Source organism: Paraburkholderia sp. RL17-380-BIE-A, assembly GCF_046028085.1.
Lineage (GTDB): Bacteria > Pseudomonadota > Gammaproteobacteria > Burkholderiales > Burkholderiaceae > Paraburkholderia.
This window is the reverse complement of the sequence record NZ_JARESQ010000022.1, coordinates 139,668-157,006: the sequence shown is the minus strand read 5'-3', so window position 1 is coordinate 157,006 and position 17,339 is coordinate 139,668. Positions and strand designations below refer to the sequence as shown.

The following is a 17,339-nucleotide window of genomic DNA, read 5'->3' as shown; positions in this document are numbered from 1 at the left end:
GGCAAACGGCAAACGGCAAACGGCAAACGGCAAACGGCAAGGCGCCGGTGGTTCGCATGAGTATGCATTCATTCGCGCCTCAGTCGAACCGTGCCCGGGCCCGGCGGGATACTGGCCTCGCTTGCCGCAGCGCCCGCCATCTGGCGGGACAGCTTCTGCGCAACGCCCTCTGCGCACAACGGCCCGAGAGCCCACCCGAACCGGCGATGGAATTGAATCTTCCGAATCCTCCGCGTCCTGCTTTCGCTTCTTCGTCCGGCCCCGATCCGCGGCTATCCATGCTGGCCGTCGATAACGAGCGCGCCTATGTCTACCTGGCCATGATCCGCCGCTACATTGGCGGCGCGGCCGACCTCGATGATCCCGCGCATCGCGCGGCGGCTCGAGCGGCGCCGATCACCGCCGACGATTGCGCCGAGCGGCTCGCCGAGGCGGACCGTGTGTTCGCTGAATGGCTCGCGCCGCGCCGCTGCTCGGCTGCCGATATCGCCGGCATCGAGCCCACACGCATGGCGCACGCGCTCAACCACATGCACCAGGAGTCACGCCGTCTGACGATGTGCGATGACGTGCTGCTCGATAACGTCGTCGAGTTGGCGCGCGTGGTGATCGACGAACGCGTGCCCGGCGACTTCATCGAAACCGGCGTATGGCGCGGCGGCGTGACGATTCTGATGCGTGCCGCGCTGACCGCGTTCGGCGGCGTCGGCCGCGGCGTGTGGGTGGCCGATTCGTTCGCGGGCCTGCCCGCGCCGGACCCGGTCACCGACCTGCGCGATGCGATCTGGCATCACCTGATGCGCGCGGTCGGCCTCCTGCGCAGCGATCTGGCGACCGTGCGCGAGGCTTTCGCGCGCGTGGGTCTGCTCGATCGCCGGGTGCGCTTTCTGCCCGGCTGGTTCGCCGACACATTGCCGGATGCGCCGATCGAGCGCCTTGCGTTGATGCGGCTCGATGGCGACTGGTACGAGTCGACCCGTGTCGCGCTCGAGTCCTTGTATCCGCGTCTTTCACCGGGCGGCTTCGTGATCGTCGACGACTATGGTCTGCCGACCGGCTGCGCGCGCGCCGTCGACGAATACCGTAGCGCGCATCGCATCGATGCGCCGCTGATGCGTGTCAATGCTCAGGCGGTGTACTGGCGCAAGCCATGGTGAACATGATCGCGCATGACGAACTCAGCGCGCTTCTGGAAGCGCGGCTCGGCGAACATTACGTGGCGCCGCCGCAAGTGACCACCGTGGATCTGATCGTCAGCGATCGTGCAGAGGCCAGCCGCCGTTTCACTTTCGGTTGGCGAATCGAGTCGGCGCCAATCCCGCGTGGCGACACGCACGGCGCCGCAGCTCGCATCACGCTGAAGCGGGCCTTGCTGAGCGCAATGCTCGACGACCCCACCGGCTTCGATCCCCGCAGTGCCGCGGCCACGGCGCTCGGCGGTGTGCGGATCGATGGCGCCGAGCGGCTCGCCGCTTACTGGCTGCAACTGCTCAAGCGGCCCTCGGCGATGGCGCGCATGGCGCTTGAGCGAGCCCAACGGCGCGCACCCGCTGCGCTGCAGACGGTGCCGTCGCTGCGGGCAAGCGGCTGCAGCGACACGAGTCTGCATGCGGCACTGGCGGACACGCTCGAGGCATCCATCCCGCTGGTGTTGCGCGGCATGGTGAGCTGGCCCGAAGTCGCGTGGACGCTGGACGATTGGCGCACCCAGGAGGGTGCGACGGTGCTGCGCGCGGACCCGTCGAGCGGCCTTGCGCAAACTGTCGCCGACTTTATCGACGGGTTCGTCGCGCCGCATGCTCCCGGCGCCGGCGCTGCGACCTACACGGAAGGCTGCCTGCTACCGCCCGCATGGGAAGCGCGCTTTTGCCTGCCGCTGCTGCCGGCGCGCCTGTTCGGCGCCGGACAACTCTGGTTCGGGCGGGCCAGCGCCGCCGCACTGGTCACGCGGTTGCATTGCGATCTGGCGAATTCGTTTCTCGCGCAGCTCCACGGCCGCAAGCGCGTGCGGCTCTATGCGCCGGCTCAGGAACGCGCCGTCTACGCGGTCGATGCGTTCAACACGTATCGTCCTTGCCGCGTCGACGTGGCAGCCCCGGACCTGACGCGCTTTCCGCGCTTTGCCGATGCGCTCGGCGTGGATGTCATGCTCGAACCGGGTGACCTGCTGGTGATTCCGACCGGCTGGTTTCACTGCGTCTGGGCGCTGGATCATGTGCTGTCGATCAGCCGGTTTGCCGACGACGTAACCGCGGCAACGCTGCTTGACAGGACCCCTTCAACATCGATTGCATCGAATACGACGAGGACCGGATGATCGGCACAACCCCAGGCGACTCGCCCCGCGCGCGCTTTTTTCCCTTCGTACGCAGCATGGCCGTGACCGCGCTGCTCGCGTCGGCGGCGGCGCTTGGCCCGGTGTCCGCGCAGGCGCAGGCTTCTGCGGCCATGACGCAGGTCTGCACGACGCGCGCGAACAACGCGAAGCTGATCGCGCAGGACCGCGATGCGGGCGTCAGCAAGGAAGACGAGTTGCGCAAGGCGCAGCGCGTGGCGGCGGCGATGCCGATCGAACGGCAGTTGTACGCACAGGCGGAATTGACCACCTTTATCGATCGTCTTTACGGGCAGTACGCCAAAACGCCGCCGCAACAGGCTTACGACAAGTACCTCGCCTACTGCGAAGGGCAGGCCGCGCGAGGCGCCGCGCAGGTTCAGTGATGCGTGGCACGGGTTGCCGCGGCACCCGGGCGTGTTTGCCGGTGTGTCGTTTCTGCTGCCGCGAACGCCTCTTCGCCAGGACATGGCTTCGCATTTTCGGCCCGCTGTTCGCGTGGGCCGGAACCGGAGCCGACCGCCCAATTAGCATTAGACGACCCCGGACCGCCGCTATGCTCCGCTTCATTTCCGCCTGACCGGCGGCGGTCTGTTTCTCCTTGCCGAGGATCCCATGACCGCTATCGCCAACGACACCGTCTCCAGTCTTGCCACGCCGAGCTTCGACGCTTCGTTCTCTACAGAAGATCAGTCCATCCAGCAGTTGGAGCAGCAAGTCGATGCGATGATCAATCAGGCGTTGCAGCAGAGTTCGTCGTCGGTGGGACAGAACGCGATGGCACAAAGTGCGTCGGGCACGCTCGCGAGCTACATGAACCAGAACGGCATCAAGTCGCTCGATCCAAACCAGCTTTATCAGCTGGCCAACAATCCGCCTGCGGGCACACCGCCCGAAGTGTCGTCTGCGGCGGCGTACATGTTACAGAACCCGGATGTCTACAAGCAGATCGAAACGCACGACGTGGCAGGTGCGGACGGCATTTCCGGCGTAGGCAACTTCGAGTGGGCGGCGCAGGGCGGGCTCGACAGCGAGCCCGCGCCGGGCGCAACCGATACGATGAATTCGATCTCCACCCAAGGCGCCATGATGGGCGCACAAAGCGCGGCCGGTGCGCTCGCGAGCTACATGAGCCAGAACGGCATCTCGTCGCTCGATCCGAACCAGCTTTATAAGCTGGCCAATAATCCGCCCGCCGGCACGCCGTCCGATGTGTCGGCCGCGGCTTCCTACATGCTGCAGAACCCGGATGTCTACAAGCAGATCGAGACGCACGACGTGTCCGGCGCCGACGGTGTTTCCGGCGTGGGCAACTTCCAGTGGGCCGCGCAAGGCGGTCTCGACCAGACGGTTTCCGGCAGCGGTTCGTTCAACCTGCCCAACCTGAGCACGGACCTGGCGCTGAACTCGCCCAATCTGAATTTTCAGCAGACGCTGTCCGTCTGATCGCGCGAGGGTGCGGCGGCTCTCCGCTTGCAACTCGCCGAATCAATCCGGACAAGAGGGGCAACGCCAGCGCGCACTGCTCGGGATATGCCTGTCCAGCTTGCCCGAACATCGCTGTTCAGCCTGGTGCGAACAGGCATGCCGCTCACTCGTGTGCGTGCTAGCGCGCCGCGCCACGTCGGCGTGGCCGGCCGCTAGCCGTCCGGCCACGGCCGGCATCGTCCGGCTCCGCAAACATCGTCATGCGCTGCAGGATCCAGTTGAGCAACTCATGGGCAGCCGCCACGAGTGGGCGGCCGGATTTGACGAGTAGTCGCGCCTTGATGCCGCGAAACAATGGATGGTCGATGGGTACGACGGCCAGGTCGCCCGCCGCGATCTCGCGATACGCAGCGAATTCTCCCACGAGCGTGATGAAGTTATCAGAAGCGACGATGCGCTTGAGCGCGGTCAGCGAATTCGTGGTGAGGGCAGGGCGAATCTCGATGTTCTCGGCAAACTCCAGCATCTTGGCCGCGTGGCCAATTCCGAAGTTGCCCGGCATCAACGCGAGGGGATAAGCGAGCAGGTCTTCGACGCTTGCCGGCGTGCCTCTCAGTGCCAGCGGATGCTCCGATCGAACCAGCAAGACGATGGGCTGCGAGGAACTGGCGCGATATTCAATCCGCGCATGGGGCGGCGGATTGTAAGCCAGCCCGATATGGGCGCGGCTCTCGGCCACTTCGGCCAACACGTCGTCGACCGGCAGCATATCCACACCAATGTCCAGCTTGGGATAGTGCGCACAGAACGGGGCGATCACCTCGTCGATCAGCGCGTCGACATACCCTTCGCTGATAGCCAGTTGAACATGGCCTTGCTGAAGACCTTTCATGGCATGAAGCTGGTCCTCCAGTTTCTCCTGCTGCGACCGATACCCTCTCCAGAATTCGAGCAGATGCGCCGCCGCCTCGGTGGGCGTCACGCCGCGCGCCTGGCGCTCGAATAGCGTGGCGCCGAGTTCGTCCTCCAGCAGCTTGATCTGCCGCGTAATGACGGAGGGCGACGTGTTCAGGCTATCCGCCGCCCCGCGAATCGTGCCGTGAGTCAACACCTCATAAAAATAGCGCAGGCGCTGCTGATTGATTTCCCTCATGCCGGTCTCCCGTCGACGCTGTCGTTGCTCTGTAGGCAACGATACGTGAACTTAGTTGCTGTTGCTAGTCCGGCTCGGAGTCGCCACCATGCGCATACAGGATGAACTGAACAAGACGTTCGACATGGAGGCTGGCATGGCAACAATTCAACCCGCGGCGACCCGCTGGAACGACGTTCCCGCGCTCTATGCCAGGCTCAACTTCAGGCTGCTGCCGTTTCTTCTGCTTTGTTATCTGTTCGCTTATCTGGATCGGGTGAACGTGGGCTTCGCCAAGTTGCAGATGCAAAGCGACCTGGGCTTTTCCGATGCCGCTTACGGCGTTGGCGCCGGCATCTTCTTTCTGGGCTACGTGCTGTTCGAACTGCCGAGCAACCTGATGCTGCCGAAAATCGGCGCACGGAAAACCTTCTTCCGCATCCTCGTGCTGTGGGGCATTACCTCGGCATGCATGCTGTTTGTGCGCAACGTGCAGATGTTCTACGGAATGCGCTTTCTGCTCGGCATCTTCGAGGCGGGGTTTGCGCCGGGCATGATCTTTTATCTTTCGCGCTGGTACGGTCCCTCACGTATGGCCCGCGCAATCGCGATCGTGTTTCTCGCCGGCCCGATCGGCGGCATTGTGGGCGGCCCGCTCTCCGCGTGGCTGATGACGAGCCTCGCCGGCAAAGCGGGTCTCGCCGGCTGGCAGTGGATGTTCCTCGTGGAAGGTCTGCCGTGCATCGTGCTGGGCGTGCTCACGCTGTTCGTGCTGTCGGATCGGCCCGCCGAGGCCAACTGGCTGAACGATGACGAGAAGCGCCTGCTCGAATCCGAACTCGTAGCCGTGCCCGCTGGAGACCATTCGTTCAAGGCTGTTCTGCGCAGCCCGAGGATTTATCTGCTGGCTTGCGCGTACTTTTGCATCATCGCGTCGATCTACGCCATGAGTTTCTGGTTGCCGACCATCGTGAAGTCGCAAGGTGTCGACGATACGATCCGGCTCGGCTGGTATGCGGCGATTCCCTACGTCGGGGCCGCGTTCGGCATGTACCTGATCGGCCGCCGTTCGGATGCGCGTCGCGAACGGCGTTATCACAGCTCCGTGCCGGCGTTTCTCGCCGCCACCTTGCTTTCGTTGTCGGTTTTGACCGACGGCCATCTCGTCGCCACGCTCGTTCTGCTGACATTCGCCATAACCATGCTGTGGATGGCGTACACGGTGTTCTGGGCGATCCCATCCGAATTCATCAAGGGCGACGCGGCCGCGGGTGGCATTGCCCTGATCAATACAATCGGCCTGTCCGGTGGATTCTGGGGACCCGCGATCATCGGCTGGGCCAAGACGGCGACCGGCAACCTCCATCTTGGACTCCTGATCGTCGCCGGTCTGGCGCTATGCGGCGCCGTGCTGCTCTTCGCGAACAGGCTGCCTTCAGAATAACGGGCGGGGCAGGTCCAGCTCCGGATAAGGATGCTCGTTGACGGTTATCCGCAGGTGTCGTCGATGAGCCGCAGTCAACCCTATTGCGCCGCGTTTCCTGCGGGTAGCGGCGAAAGCGAGAACTTCAAATGCTTTTGTACCAGTCAACATGGGTCGAAGTCGGGCAGTACCTCGAACGAAGCCGTTCGATCGTCGTGCCGATCGGCTCGAACGAGCAGCACGGTCCCACGGGTCTTTTGGGCACGGACTGGCTGTGCCCGGAAATCATCGCGCACGAAGCCGAGAAGAGCGCTGACATCCTGATTGCGCCGACCTTCAACATCGGTATGGCGCAGCATCACCTGGGCTTTCCGGGGACCATCTCGCTGCGGCCCTCGACTTTCATGGCCTCGATCGGCGACTGGACGCGCTCGCTCGCGGGTCACGGCTTCGAGAAGATCCTGTTTCTGAACGGCCATGGCGGCAACGTCGCGTCGATCGAAGCCGCTTTCTCCGAGATCTATGCTGAGGCCAGTTTCGCTAAACGCCGCGCGGGGTTCGCGCTGAAGCTGTGCAACTGGTGGGATCTGGAAGGCGTCGGCGAACTGGCGCGAGAGCAGTTTCCCGAAGGGCATGGCATCCATGCCACGCCCTCCGAAATCGCCATTACGCAATGGGCGCTTCCCGAGTCGATCAAGACGGCCAGCTACTCGCCAAAGATCGCACCATCGGGACCGATTCGCGAGGCGCTCGATTTTCGCGCGCGCTATTCCGATGGACGGATGGGCTCCGATCCGGGGCTCGCCTCTCCGGAAAAGGGCGGCGCGCTGGTCAAGCTCGCCGCACAAAGCCTGATCCGCGAGATGGATGCGTTCAGCCGCGAAAGCGTACCGGACTGACAGCTTGCGCTAATGAAGATCCTGATTGCCGGTTTTCAGCACGAAACCAATACGTTCGCGCCCACCCGCGCCGGCTGGGAAAATTTTCTGCAAGGCGAGGGCTTTCCTGCGCTCGCGCGCGGTGCCGGCGTGTTGGATCTGCGTGGCGTCAACGTTCCGGTCGCCGGTTTCATCCGGCACGCCGAGGCCGCCGGACACGAGTTGGTCCCGGTGATCTGGGCAGGCGCGAGTGCGTCGGCCCATGTGACGCGAGACGCTTATGAACGGATCGCGGGCAGCATTTTGCTGGCCATCGAGACCGAGACGTTCGACGCCATTTATCTCGACCTGCATGGCGCAATGGTCGCCGAGCACACCGACGACGGCGAAGGCGAACTGCTGGAGCGCATCCGGTTAGCCGTCGGTGCTCGCGTTCCGGTCGTCGTCACGCTGGATCTGCACGCGAACGTGACCCAGCGAATGCTGAACTACGCCGACGCCCTTGTCGCCTATCGGACCTATCCGCATGTCGACATGGCACAAACAGGGGAGCGCGCGGCGCGCATTCTCGACGATCTGTTGACCAATGGGCGACCGCTCAAGCGGGCGGCGCGGCGCATTCCGTTTCTGATTCCCATCAACGCGATGTGCACGCTCGTCGAACCCTCACGCGGCGTGTATGAACTCATGACCTCGCTCGAACGCGACACGATCGCTTCGCTATCCTTCGCACCGGGGTTCCCGGCGGCCGACTTTCCGGAGTGCGGGCCGATGATCTGGGGCTACGGATATGACGAAGCAGCGTTGACGGCGGCTATCGAGACCTTGTTCGAACGGATCGCCGCGCATGAGGCGCTGTGGGCGGTTCGCTTCCTCACGCCGGACCAGGCGGTGATCGACGCCATGCAGCGCAGCCGCAGCGCACGGCGGCCCGTGATCATTGCCGATACACAGGACAACCCGGGAGCAGGGGGCGATTCGAACACGATGTTCATGGCGCGCGCGCTGTTGCGCCACGGCGCGGCCGATGCCGCGCTCGGCATGATCTGGGACGCACCGGCGGCAGCCGCGGCCCATCGGGCAGGCGTGGGTGCGACGCTCGAACTCGCGTTGGGAGGCCGGTCGGGCGTGCCCGGAGACGAACCGCTGGCAGCAAGTTTTTACGTCGAACATGTTTCGGACGGACATTTCCGCTTTGACGGACCGATGATGAACGGAATGCCGGGCGATCTTGGGCCTGTGGCATGCCTTCGCATCGACGGAGTGAGGATAGCGGTGAGTTCGATCAAGACGCAGATGTTCGAGCAGAACCTGTATCGCGCGGCGGGGATCGAGCCGTCACGAATGAAGATTCTCGTCAACAAGAGTTCAGTGCACTTCCGCGCGGACTTTCAGGCGATTGCCGACACGATCCTCGTCGCCAAAGCACCTGGTCCCATGGCCGCCGATCCTTCCGATCTGCCGTGGCGGCGACTCGATCCGCGAATTCGTGTGAGTCCGAACGGGAAGTCGCTGGGCGAGCTCGGCGCGATGGTGTTCGATTCGACCGCGTTGTAGTCATCGCATCAGCGTGGTTTCATTGCCCGAAGCCAGAGCATTTCATATTGATCACCCCACTATTTAAGGAGCATGTCATGGTCCAACAGGACGTTTACGCCAGACTCAAGGAACTCGGCATCGAGTTGCCGGTTGCCGGCGCACCCGCGGCCGCCTACGTGATGAGTACGCAAAGCGGCAATATGATCTTTCTGTCCGGCCATATCGCGAAGAAGGACGGCAAAGTGTGGGTAGGTAAGTTCGGCAGCAACCTGACAACGGAAGAAGGGCGCGTCGCCGCGCGGTCGATCGCCATCGATCTGCTTGCGACGCTGCACGCGCACGTGGGCGACCTTAATCGCGTGACGCGGATCGTCAAGCTGATGAGTCTTGTCAATTCAACGCCGGATTTTGTCGAGCAACATCTGGTGACGAACGGTGCGTCGGAATTGCTGGCGGAGGTATTTGGCGAGCGCGGCAAGCATGCGCGTTCGGCCTTCGGCGTGGCGCAGATTCCGTTGGGCGCGTGTGTGGAACTCGAGATGAACGTCGAGATAGGTTAACGACGTCGCTGGTCACAGTCGCGCCTGCGTAGTCCCGGCAGACCTCGGTAGTCGTCATAATCTCCGTGGCCCATGAAGACGCGATCGCGATGCGGTCAGAAGAAGGCGGCGCTGCATTCACCGTCAGTCTGCGCGCACCGCCGATCGCGATTCCCCACAAGTCGCGACTATTCCCGCCCCAGTGCGACAAACCGTTCGAGATGGTGATCTTCATCGCCGAGTTGATGATCGATCATCACGAGACGCTTCGCATAATGAGCGAGCGGCAGTTCCCACGTCATGCCGATTCCACCGTGCAACTGAATGCATTCCTCCGCCACGCGCGCGCCGATTCGCCCAATGCTGTACTTGGCCGCCGACACCGCGCGCTCCCGCTGCCGGCGTTCGGCGCCGAGCGCCGCGGCCGCGTTGATCACCGCCGAGCGCGCCTGTTCGATCTCGAGCAGGAGATCGGCCATGCGATGCTGCAGTGCCTGAAAGCTGCCGATCGGCACGCCGAACTGCTTGCGCGTGCGCAGATACTCTAGCGTGTAGTCTTTAGCGACATCCATCGCGCCGACCGCTTCGGAACACAAGGCCAGCACACCGCAGCCAACCGCGTACTCGAGCGTTGCAAAGCCCGCGCCCGCGGTGCCGAGCAATGCGTCGTCGTCGAGCGTGACGTTGTCGAAGGTCACTTCGGCCGCGCGCCCACCGTCGATCCTGGGATAGCCACGCACGCTAACGCCGGCCGCATCGCGCGGTACGAGAAAGAGCGTCACGCCGGCTTCGTCGTTATCATCACCGCTCGTGCGCGCCGAGACCAGAAAGAGCGAAGCATGCTCGCCGTGCTGCACGACCGCTTTCGCGCCGTTCAGTTGCCACGCGTCGCCGCTGCGCTGCGCGCGGGTGGTCACGCGGGCCAGTTCGTAGTGGCTGTCTGGCTCGCCGTGCGCGAGCGCAACGATTCGCGAGCCGTCGATCAAGTCACCGAGCGCAGCCTTCTGCGCCACGTCGCCGCTGCGCGCAATCGCGCGGCCGACAATCAGCGTATCCAGAAACGGTTCGACCACGAGGCCGCGGCCGAGGCTCTCGAACACCACGGCGATATCGAAACCGCCGCCGCCAAAACCGCCGTCCGCTTCATCGAACAATGCGCCGATCACCCCGAGTTCGGCAAAGCGGCTCCATAACTCGCTGCTATAGCCTTGCGCCGAACGCGCGATCCGGTCGCGCGTCTCAAAGCCGTATTGCTCGCTGACAAAACGATTGAGCGTGTCCGCCAGCATGCGGCGGTCTTCGGTATGCTGGAAATTCATGACGTGCGCCCCTTACAGTCCCAGGATCATTTTGGAAATGATGTTCTTCTGGATTTCGTTCGAGCCGCCGAAGATCGACAGCTTGCGATTGTTGAAATACAGCGAGGCGGCGCTCGCGGCTTCGTCGGGGCCGACCGGCGTGCCTTCGAAACCGTCCTGCAAGGCTTCCTCGACGAACGGCTGCGCATAAGGACCCATGGCGCGGCGCGTGAGCGACGAGATTTCCTGGCGAATCTCGGTGCCGCGAATCTTCAGCATCGAGCTTTCGGCACCGGGCACGCCGCCGTCGGCCACCGCCGCGATCACGCGCAGGTTGGTGGTCTTCATGTTCTCCAGATCGATTTCGACTCGCGCCATGCGCGCGGCGAACGCGGGGTCTTCCGCGAGCGGCCTGCCGTTGCGCCGCTGTTTCGCGGCGATCTTGCGCAGCCGGTTGAAGGCGGCCACCGAGAAGCCGACGCCCGCGATATTGGTGCGTTCATATGTGAGCAGGTACTTGGCGTAAGTCCAGCCTTTGTTCTCTTCGCCGACCAGGTTTTCGACCGGCACGCGCACGTCGGTGAAAAACACTTCGTTGACTTCGTGATCACCGTCGAGCGTGATGATCGGGCGCACTTCGACACCCGGCGTGTTCATGTCGATCAGCAGAAAACTGATGCCTTCCTGTTTGCGCACGTCGGTGGCGCTGCGCACGAGGCAGAAGATCATGTTCGCGTAGTGGCCGAGCGTGGTCCACGTTTTCTGGCCGTTGACGATGTAGTGCTCGCCTTGCGCATCCGTGCCGCGCACCGCGCTGGTTTTGACCGAGGCGAGATCGGAGCCGGCGCCCGGTTCCGAGTAGCCCTGGCACCACCAGTCCGAGCCGTCGAGAATGCGCGGCAGCCAATGGCGTTTTTGCGCTTCACTACCGTATTTGATCAGCACCGGGCCGAGCATGTTGACGCCGAACGGCACCACGCGCGGCGCGCCGGCCAGCGCGCATTCGTTTTCGAAGATGAATTTTTGCACCGGGTTCCAACCCGGGCCGCCGTACTCTTTCGGCCAGTGATTCGCGAGCCAGCCTTGCGCGTTGAGAATGGCGTGCCACGCGGCCATGTCATCGCGCGTGAGACGGCGGCCGCCGTGCACCTTGGCGGCGAGACGCGGCGGGAGCTTGTCGCGCAAGAAGGCCTGCACGTCGGCGCGGAAGGCTTCTTCCTCGGGAGTGAAGTTCAGATCCATGGCGGGTTGTTCCGAAGAGGGTTGGCCGACCGGCGTGGACAATGCAACGCCGGTCGATTCGTATCGATGATGCGCCGGCTCAGGCGGTCTGATTCAGGCTCGCGAAATCGGCGCCGCGTTCCACCAGTTCGACCAGCAGCGGCGAGGCTTTCCAGAACAGCGGGTCCTCCTTGGCGAACTCGCGGATGTCGGCGAGGATCTTCGGCAGGCCGACCGTATCCGCGTATTTCATCGGGCCGCCGCGATAGCGCGGAAAGCCGTAGCCATACAGGAAGGTCACATCGACATCCAGAGGCCGCAGCGCGATCCGCTCATGCACGACGTTGGCGCCTTCGTTGATCATTGCGGCCATATAGCGGCGGATGATTTCGTCGTCGGTAAAACTGCGCGGCGTGATGCCGGCGCGTGCGCGTTCGGCGTCGATAATCGCTTCGACTTCGGGATCAGGCGTGCCGTTGCGTGAACCTTCGGAATACAGATAAAAACCGCGTCCGGTTTTCTGGCCGAACCAGCCGCGCTCGCACAGGCGATCGGCGATCTGCACATAACGTGCTGCGGGATTGCGCGTAGCCGCGCGCCGCTTGCGTGCCGCCCAGCCGATGTCGCCGCCCGCGAGATCCACCACCTGGAACGGTCCCATCGGAAAGCCGAACGCGCGCACGGCAGCATCGATCTGATAGGGCGAGGCGCCGTCTTCCATCATGGCGTCCGCGGCGCTGCGATACACGGCCAGCACCCGGTTGCCGATAAAGCCATCGCATACGCCGGCGCGCACCGGTGTCTTGCGCAACTTCCTGGCGAGTTCGAACGCGGTGGCGACCACGTCCGCGCTGACCTGTTTCGGCACCACCACTTCCAGCAGCTTCATGATGTTGGCGGGCGAGAAGAAGTGCAGGCCGATCACGTCGGCGGGGCGCGAAATGCTCGCTGCCAGTGCGTCGATGTCGAGATACGACGTGTTGGTCGCGAGCACGGCGCCTGCTTTGCACACGCGATCGAGTTCGGCGAACACGGCCTGTTTGACGGCGAGGTCTTCGAAGACGGCTTCGATCACGAGATCCGCGTCGGCGAGCGCATCGTACGACGTGCTGCCGCTCCAGCGCGTCATGACCGCAGCCTTCTTTTCCGCGCTCATGCGGCCTTTGCCGATCAGGCCGTCGTAGACTTTTTCGATGTGCGCGCGGCCACGCGCAAGCGACGCGTCATCGCGTTCGATCATCGTTACCGGCAGTCCGGCGTCGAGCACCGCGACGGCGATGCCCGCGCCCATCGTGCCGCCGCCCACCACGCCGATCGTGTTCAGCGCGCGCGGTTTGGCCTCGCGCGTTTCAGGCGCCTTGAGCACTTCGCGCTCGGCAAAGAACGCGTGAATCAGGCCGGCACGTTGCGGGCTGTCGATGCATTCGAGGAACAGTTTGCGTTCGAGTCGCAGTCCTTCGTCGAAAGGCTGTTCGACGGCGGCTTCGACGGCCTCGACGATTTTCAGCGGCGAGAACAGGCCGCGCGATTTCTTCGCGGTTTCCGCGCGCGCCGCGGCAACCGCGGCGAGGCTCGCGGCACGGTCGCCGAGCGCCGCGGCGTCGCGCGTGCGGCGCACCGGCGCGTGGGCGGCGAGCAGCTCGTGCACATAGGCGAGCCCTTCGGCGAAGATGTCGTCGCTGCTGCCGAGGCGGTCGATCAGACCGAGCGCCAGCGCTTCCTTCGCGCTGGCGTGGCGACCGCTCAGGATCAGATCGAGCGCGGCCTGGGCGCCGATCAGGCGCGGCGTGCGCTGCGTGCCGCCCGCGCCCGGCAGCAGGCCGAGTTGCACCTCAGGCAGGCCGAGCTTCGCGCCCTCGACGGCAATCCGGTAATGCGCCGCGAGCGCCACTTCCAGACCGCCGCCGAGCGCCGCGCCATGAATCGCCGCGACCACCGGCTTCGTGCATGCCTCGATGCGGTTGCACACGTCCGGGAGCGTGGGCGGCACCGGCGGCTTGCCGAACTCGCGAATGTCCGCGCCGGCGATGAAATTGCGCCCCGCGCCGACGATCAACACGGCTTCCACGGCCTGATCGGCATCGGCGGCTTCGACGGCGGCGAGCAGGCCGCGCCGCACGTCGGCTGACAGCGCGTTGACCGGCGCGTGGTCGATCGTCACGAGCAGCACCTTGCCGCGCAATTCGCGCGTCACAACGTCGGCCGAAGGGTTGAGGGTCATGATGTCGTCTCCTGACTGGTTATCGGTTGCACGCGGGAAAGCATGCCGGGTCTGGCGAATTCTCCGATTGTGGGGTGGTCAAGGTTTATTGACAATCACATGGGCGGTTGACAGACTGTCAAGGTTATTTTGACAAAGGCGCCGTTATGGACGTCAATTCCCTGACCTTGCTGGTAGACATTCTGGACGCCGGCAATCTCAGCGAAGCCGCGCGCCGGCTGAAAATGAGCCGCGCGAACGTGAGCTATCACCTGAACCAGCTGGAGCGTTCGGTCGGCCTGCAACTGGTGAGACGCACCACGCGCCGGGTCGAGCCGACCGAGATCGGCTTGCAGCTCTACGAACATGGCCGCACGATCCAGAATGCGCTGCTCGCCGCGCGCGAATCCGTCGCCACGCTCGGACAAAGTTTGCAGGGCCGCGTGCGGCTGAGCGTGCCGAGTGGTTACGGGCAACTCGTCATGTCGGAGTGGCTGATTGCGTTCAAGCGGCTTTATCCCGGCATCGTGCTCGACGTGATGTTCGAGAACCGCGTTGAAGACCTGATGCGCGACGAAGTCGATATCGCCGTGCGCGTGATGTCCGAGCCGCCGCAAAACCTGGTCGCGCGCGACATGGGGCCGGTCAGATACGTTGCGTGTGCGTCGCCGGCCTTTGCTGAAACGCATGGTATGCCGAAGCAACTCGACGATCTGCGCACGGCGCCGCTGATTACCGCGGCCGTGGTCGGCAGGCAGTTGCGCGTGGCCGCTTACTTGCGCGACGAGCGGCACGAAGTGCTGTTGGAGCCGACCCTCATCTCCGAGAACTTTCTGTTCTTGCGCGAGGCGGTGCTCGCGGGATTGGGCGTGGGCCTCGTGCCGGATTACGTGGTGCAGGACGACCTGCGCCGTGGCGAGATACTGACCGCGCTCGACGAATGGCGCTTGAGTATCTTCGGCACGCACATGTACATGCTGTATATGCCGAACCGGCATCACACGCGCGCGGCGGCGACGTTCATCGATTTCATCTTGCGGCAGGCGCATGGGGCGGGCAGAGGGTTGCCCGTGTCTTCGGCTACAGGGAGCGATGTGGCTGAATAATGCGCGAGGTCATAGAGAAACTGCGGATTTATCTTCAGCGGCGCACAGGTATGCTTAACGGAAGAGCGGCAATAGCGGTGCTCACCTGATAAAAACCGTGGCAACGGAGACCTGACATGAAATGGATCATCGGACTTGTAGCCGTGCTTGCACTCGCCGTGGCCTCGCTGATGATCTCACGCTTGCCCAGTGAAGATGCGATTCGCCTCGCCGGTTACGCGGCGACCGCCGCTTTTGCCGCGCTCGTCGGGTTTGTGCTGCGCTGGCGTGCCAACCGGGCGCAACAGCGGAGCAAGCGAACCGGGTAACGCGCAATTCGTCGATTCACCCGATTCGGCCGATGACTCGCTACATGCGCCGAACGCTCTCGCGCAATTCGTCGCCGAGAAAGTCGATAAACGTTCTCAGCTTGGCCGACAGGCGGTGCCGTTCCAGATAGATGGCGTGAATGTCCGCGTTCGGCAGCTTCCACTCGGTTATCAACGGTACCAGTTCGCCGCGCTGCAGATGACCGGCGACTTCCCACGCCGAGCGCACGGCGATGCCGCGGCCGTCGAGCGCCCACTTCAGGACCGCGCTGCCGTCGTTGCTGCTCAACGGCCCGTCCACCTTCACCGTCTCCGATTTCTTGCCGCGCGAGAAATGCCACGTGCCATACGCCGATTCGTTCTCGCGCAAGACGAGGCACGCATGGCGTGTGAGGTCGTGCGGCATCGCCGGCACGCCATGGCGCTTCAGATATACCGGCGACGCGCACACGAGACGCTGGTTTTCCAGCAGCAAACGCGCATTGATGCGCGCATCCGGCACTTCGCCGAAGCGGATGCCGAGGTCGAAGCCTTCTTCCTGCAGGCTGACCGGTCTGTCGGACAGATGCAATTGAATCTTCATCGACGGGAAACGCTCGCTGAAACGCGAGATCGCCGGGGCGACGTGCGCGCGACCGAACCCGAACGACGCGTTCACTCGCAACAGCCCGGCCGGTTCGGCGCGGCTCTGGGTGACCAGTTGTTCGAGTTCGGCGAGGTCGTCGAGAATGCGCGAGCCGTTCGCCAGATAGATCTCGCCCTCCGCCGTCAGACTGACGCGCCGCGTGGTGCGGTTCACGAGCCGCACGCCGAGGCGCTGCTCGAGTTGCGCAAGGCGCTTGCTGATCGACGGCGGCGTGACGCCGAGCTCGCGGGCGGCCGCAGCCAGATTGCGGTGACGTGCGACCAGCGCGAACAGATTCAGGTCGGAAAAGCCGTCCATCGATTCGTTCCTAAAAGTTAATTCCGGATTGCCTTAAGAGAACCCTATCGTTGTGGGCATCAATTAGACTTCATTCAAACATGGGAGGCAACGATGTTTGAAGATTTCACAGATGCTTCGGCGCAGATCGACGGAATCCGCATCAACGCGGTCCGCGGCGGCACGGGGCCGGCTTTGCTGCTGTTGCACGGGCATCCTCAGACTCACGCGATCTGGCACAAGGTCGCGTCGACGCTGGCGCGGCACTTCACGGTGATCGCCGCCGATTTGCGCGGTTATGGCGACAGCGGCAAACCGCAAGGCAGCCATGACCACGCGAATTATTCGAAGCGCAGGATGGCCGCCGATCAGGTCGCGCTGATGCGCGAGCAGGGTTTCAGCCGCTTCGCCGTGATCGGCCACGACCGTGGCGGGCGCGTCGCGGCTCGCATGGCGCTCGATCACCCGCGCACGGTGACGCGACTCGTGACACTCGATGTCGCGCCGACCCTTGCGATGTACGAACAAACCTCGTTCGACTTCGCGCGCGCTTACTGGCACTGGTTCTTTCTCGTGCGGCCCGCGCCGTTTCCCGAGACGCTGATTCGCGCGGACCCCGATCTCTACCTGAAGCAGACCATCGGCGCGCGCAGCGCCGGACTTGCGCCGTTTACGGATGCGGCCTACGCCGAGTATCTGCGCTGCCTGAGCGACCCCGCCACCGCGCACGGTATCTGCGAGGACTACCGCGCGAGCATCACAATCGACCTCGAACATGACCGCGCATCGCTTGCTGAAGGGCAAAAGATCGAATGCGATCTGCTGGCGTTGTGGGGCGCCCATGGCGTGATCGAACAATGCTTCGAGCCGCTCGCCGAATGGCGGCAATGGTCCGCTCACGTAAGCGGCGCAGCACTGCCTTGCGGTCACTACATTCCCGAGGAAGCGCCCGAGTTGCTGCTCGAACGCGTTCTTCCGTTCCTGCAAGCCTAGCCGTTCGAGCATTCATC

General features: G+C 63.8%; 15 protein-coding genes and 1 pseudogene. 11 read left to right on the top strand and 5 right to left on the bottom strand.

Annotated features, from left to right (window positions below):
• The first annotated feature begins 206 nt into the window (after positions 1 to 206).
• The 4 genes and pseudogenes from P0D68_RS30365 to P0D68_RS30350 all read left to right on the top strand — a co-directional run.
• Positions 207 to 1,157, top strand: a complete 951-nt coding sequence (locus P0D68_RS30365; protein ID WP_408300494.1) for a TylF/MycF/NovP-related O-methyltransferase — start codon at positions 207 to 209, stop codon at positions 1,155 to 1,157.
• Entirely contained in the window at positions 1,151 to 2,317 is a 1,167-nt protein-coding gene (locus tag P0D68_RS30360; protein WP_408300496.1) for a cupin-like domain-containing protein, read from the top strand. Before P0D68_RS30365 ends, P0D68_RS30360 begins: the two co-directional genes overlap by 7 nt.
• Positions 2,314 to 2,721, top strand: coding sequence for a hypothetical protein (locus tag P0D68_RS30355; RefSeq protein ID WP_408300498.1), 408 nt, complete (start codon positions 2,314 to 2,316; stop codon positions 2,719 to 2,721). Before P0D68_RS30360 ends, P0D68_RS30355 begins: the two co-directional genes overlap by 4 nt.
• 340 nt (positions 2,722 to 3,061) lie before the next feature.
• Positions 3,062 to 3,685, top strand: a pseudogene (locus tag P0D68_RS30350) (hypothetical protein); the annotation flags it as partial.
• A 256-nt stretch (positions 3,686 to 3,941) separates the two neighbouring features.
• On the opposite strand, the gene P0D68_RS30345 reads toward P0D68_RS30350, so the two are convergent.
• A complete protein-coding gene (locus tag P0D68_RS30345; RefSeq protein WP_091792720.1) occupies positions 3,942 to 4,916 on the bottom strand; it encodes a LysR family transcriptional regulator in 975 nt (324 codons plus the stop codon).
• A 136-nt stretch (positions 4,917 to 5,052) separates the two neighbouring features.
• Here P0D68_RS30345 and P0D68_RS30340 point away from each other — a divergent pair, with 136 nt between their 5' ends.
• The 4 genes from P0D68_RS30340 (at position 5,053) to P0D68_RS30325 (ending at position 9,295) form a co-directional block, all read left to right on the top strand.
• A complete protein-coding gene (locus P0D68_RS30340; RefSeq protein ID WP_408300684.1) occupies positions 5,053 to 6,339 on the top strand; it encodes an MFS transporter in 1,287 nt (428 codons plus the stop codon).
• Between the two features lie 128 nt (positions 6,340 to 6,467).
• Positions 6,468 to 7,217, top strand: a complete 750-nt coding sequence (locus P0D68_RS30335) for a creatininase family protein (protein ID WP_408300500.1) — start codon at positions 6,468 to 6,470, stop codon at positions 7,215 to 7,217.
• 12 nt (positions 7,218 to 7,229) lie between these two features.
• The gene (locus P0D68_RS30330) at positions 7,230 to 8,753 is read left to right on the top strand and encodes a M81 family metallopeptidase (RefSeq protein ID WP_408300502.1); all 1,524 of its coding nucleotides are present in this window, start codon (positions 7,230 to 7,232) and stop codon (positions 8,751 to 8,753) included.
• Positions 8,754 to 8,830: 77 nt separating this feature from the next.
• Entirely contained in the window at positions 8,831 to 9,295 is a 465-nt protein-coding gene (locus tag P0D68_RS30325; RefSeq protein ID WP_408300504.1) for a RidA family protein, read from the top strand.
• 167 nt (positions 9,296 to 9,462) lie between these two features.
• On the opposite strand, the gene P0D68_RS30320 is transcribed toward P0D68_RS30325, so the two are convergent.
• From P0D68_RS30320 to P0D68_RS30310, 3 genes are all read right to left on the bottom strand, one after another.
• Positions 9,463 to 10,593, bottom strand: a complete 1,131-nt coding sequence (locus P0D68_RS30320) for an acyl-CoA dehydrogenase family protein (RefSeq protein ID WP_408300506.1) — start codon at positions 10,591 to 10,593, stop codon at positions 9,463 to 9,465.
• A 12-nt stretch (positions 10,594 to 10,605) separates the two neighbouring features.
• Positions 10,606 to 11,814: an acyl-CoA dehydrogenase family protein gene (locus tag P0D68_RS30315; RefSeq protein WP_408300508.1), complete on the bottom strand. Its 1,209-nt coding sequence runs from the start codon at positions 11,812 to 11,814 to the stop codon at positions 10,606 to 10,608.
• Between the two features lie 79 nt (positions 11,815 to 11,893).
• Positions 11,894 to 14,014: a 3-hydroxyacyl-CoA dehydrogenase NAD-binding domain-containing protein gene (locus P0D68_RS30310; RefSeq protein ID WP_408300510.1), complete on the bottom strand. Its 2,121-nt coding sequence runs from the start codon at positions 14,012 to 14,014 to the stop codon at positions 11,894 to 11,896.
• 146 nt (positions 14,015 to 14,160) lie between these two features.
• On the opposite strand from P0D68_RS30310, the gene P0D68_RS30305 reads away from it, so the two are divergent.
• A complete protein-coding gene (locus P0D68_RS30305) occupies positions 14,161 to 15,099 on the top strand; it encodes a LysR family transcriptional regulator (RefSeq protein ID WP_408300512.1) in 939 nt (312 codons plus the stop codon).
• A 116-nt stretch (positions 15,100 to 15,215) separates the two neighbouring features.
• Positions 15,216 to 15,407 (top strand): hypothetical protein, encoded by a 192-nt coding sequence (locus tag P0D68_RS30300; RefSeq protein WP_408300514.1) that lies wholly within the window; start codon positions 15,216 to 15,218, stop codon positions 15,405 to 15,407.
• 40 nt (positions 15,408 to 15,447) lie between these two features.
• Here P0D68_RS30300 and P0D68_RS30295 read toward each other — a convergent pair whose 3' ends face one another.
• Positions 15,448 to 16,350 (bottom strand): LysR family transcriptional regulator, encoded by a 903-nt coding sequence (locus P0D68_RS30295; RefSeq protein ID WP_408300516.1) that lies wholly within the window; start codon positions 16,348 to 16,350, stop codon positions 15,448 to 15,450.
• Between the two features lie 93 nt (positions 16,351 to 16,443).
• Here P0D68_RS30295 and P0D68_RS30290 point away from each other — a divergent pair, with 93 nt between their 5' ends.
• Entirely contained in the window at positions 16,444 to 17,322 is an 879-nt protein-coding gene (locus P0D68_RS30290) for an alpha/beta fold hydrolase (protein ID WP_091792730.1), read from the top strand.
• The last annotated feature ends 17 nt before the right edge of the window (positions 17,323 to 17,339 follow it).

Coding starts and splice junctions, on each gene's coding strand:
- P0D68_RS30365 (WP_408300494.1), top strand. CDS start 207: ATGGAATTGAATCTTCCGAATCCTCCGCGTCCTGCTTTCGCTTCTTCG.
- P0D68_RS30360 (WP_408300496.1), top strand. CDS start 1,151: ATGGTGAACATGATCGCGCATGACGAACTCAGCGCGCTTCTGGAAGCG.
- P0D68_RS30355 (WP_408300498.1), top strand. CDS start 2,314: ATGATCGGCACAACCCCAGGCGACTCGCCCCGCGCGCGCTTTTTTCCC.
- P0D68_RS30345 (WP_091792720.1), bottom strand. CDS start 4,916: ATGAGGGAAATCAATCAGCAGCGCCTGCGCTATTTTTATGAGGTGTTG.
- P0D68_RS30340 (WP_408300684.1), top strand. CDS start 5,053: ATGGCAACAATTCAACCCGCGGCGACCCGCTGGAACGACGTTCCCGCG.
- P0D68_RS30335 (WP_408300500.1), top strand. CDS start 6,468: ATGCTTTTGTACCAGTCAACATGGGTCGAAGTCGGGCAGTACCTCGAA.
- P0D68_RS30330 (WP_408300502.1), top strand. CDS start 7,230: ATGAAGATCCTGATTGCCGGTTTTCAGCACGAAACCAATACGTTCGCG.
- P0D68_RS30325 (WP_408300504.1), top strand. CDS start 8,831: ATGGTCCAACAGGACGTTTACGCCAGACTCAAGGAACTCGGCATCGAG.
- P0D68_RS30320 (WP_408300506.1), bottom strand. CDS start 10,593: ATGAATTTCCAGCATACCGAAGACCGCCGCATGCTGGCGGACACGCTC.
- P0D68_RS30315 (WP_408300508.1), bottom strand. CDS start 11,814: ATGGATCTGAACTTCACTCCCGAGGAAGAAGCCTTCCGCGCCGACGTG.
- P0D68_RS30310 (WP_408300510.1), bottom strand. CDS start 14,014: ATGACCCTCAACCCTTCGGCCGACGTTGTGACGCGCGAATTGCGCGGC.
- P0D68_RS30305 (WP_408300512.1), top strand. CDS start 14,161: ATGGACGTCAATTCCCTGACCTTGCTGGTAGACATTCTGGACGCCGGC.
- P0D68_RS30300 (WP_408300514.1), top strand. CDS start 15,216: ATGAAATGGATCATCGGACTTGTAGCCGTGCTTGCACTCGCCGTGGCC.
- P0D68_RS30295 (WP_408300516.1), bottom strand. CDS start 16,350: ATGGACGGCTTTTCCGACCTGAATCTGTTCGCGCTGGTCGCACGTCAC.
- P0D68_RS30290 (WP_091792730.1), top strand. CDS start 16,444: ATGTTTGAAGATTTCACAGATGCTTCGGCGCAGATCGACGGAATCCGC.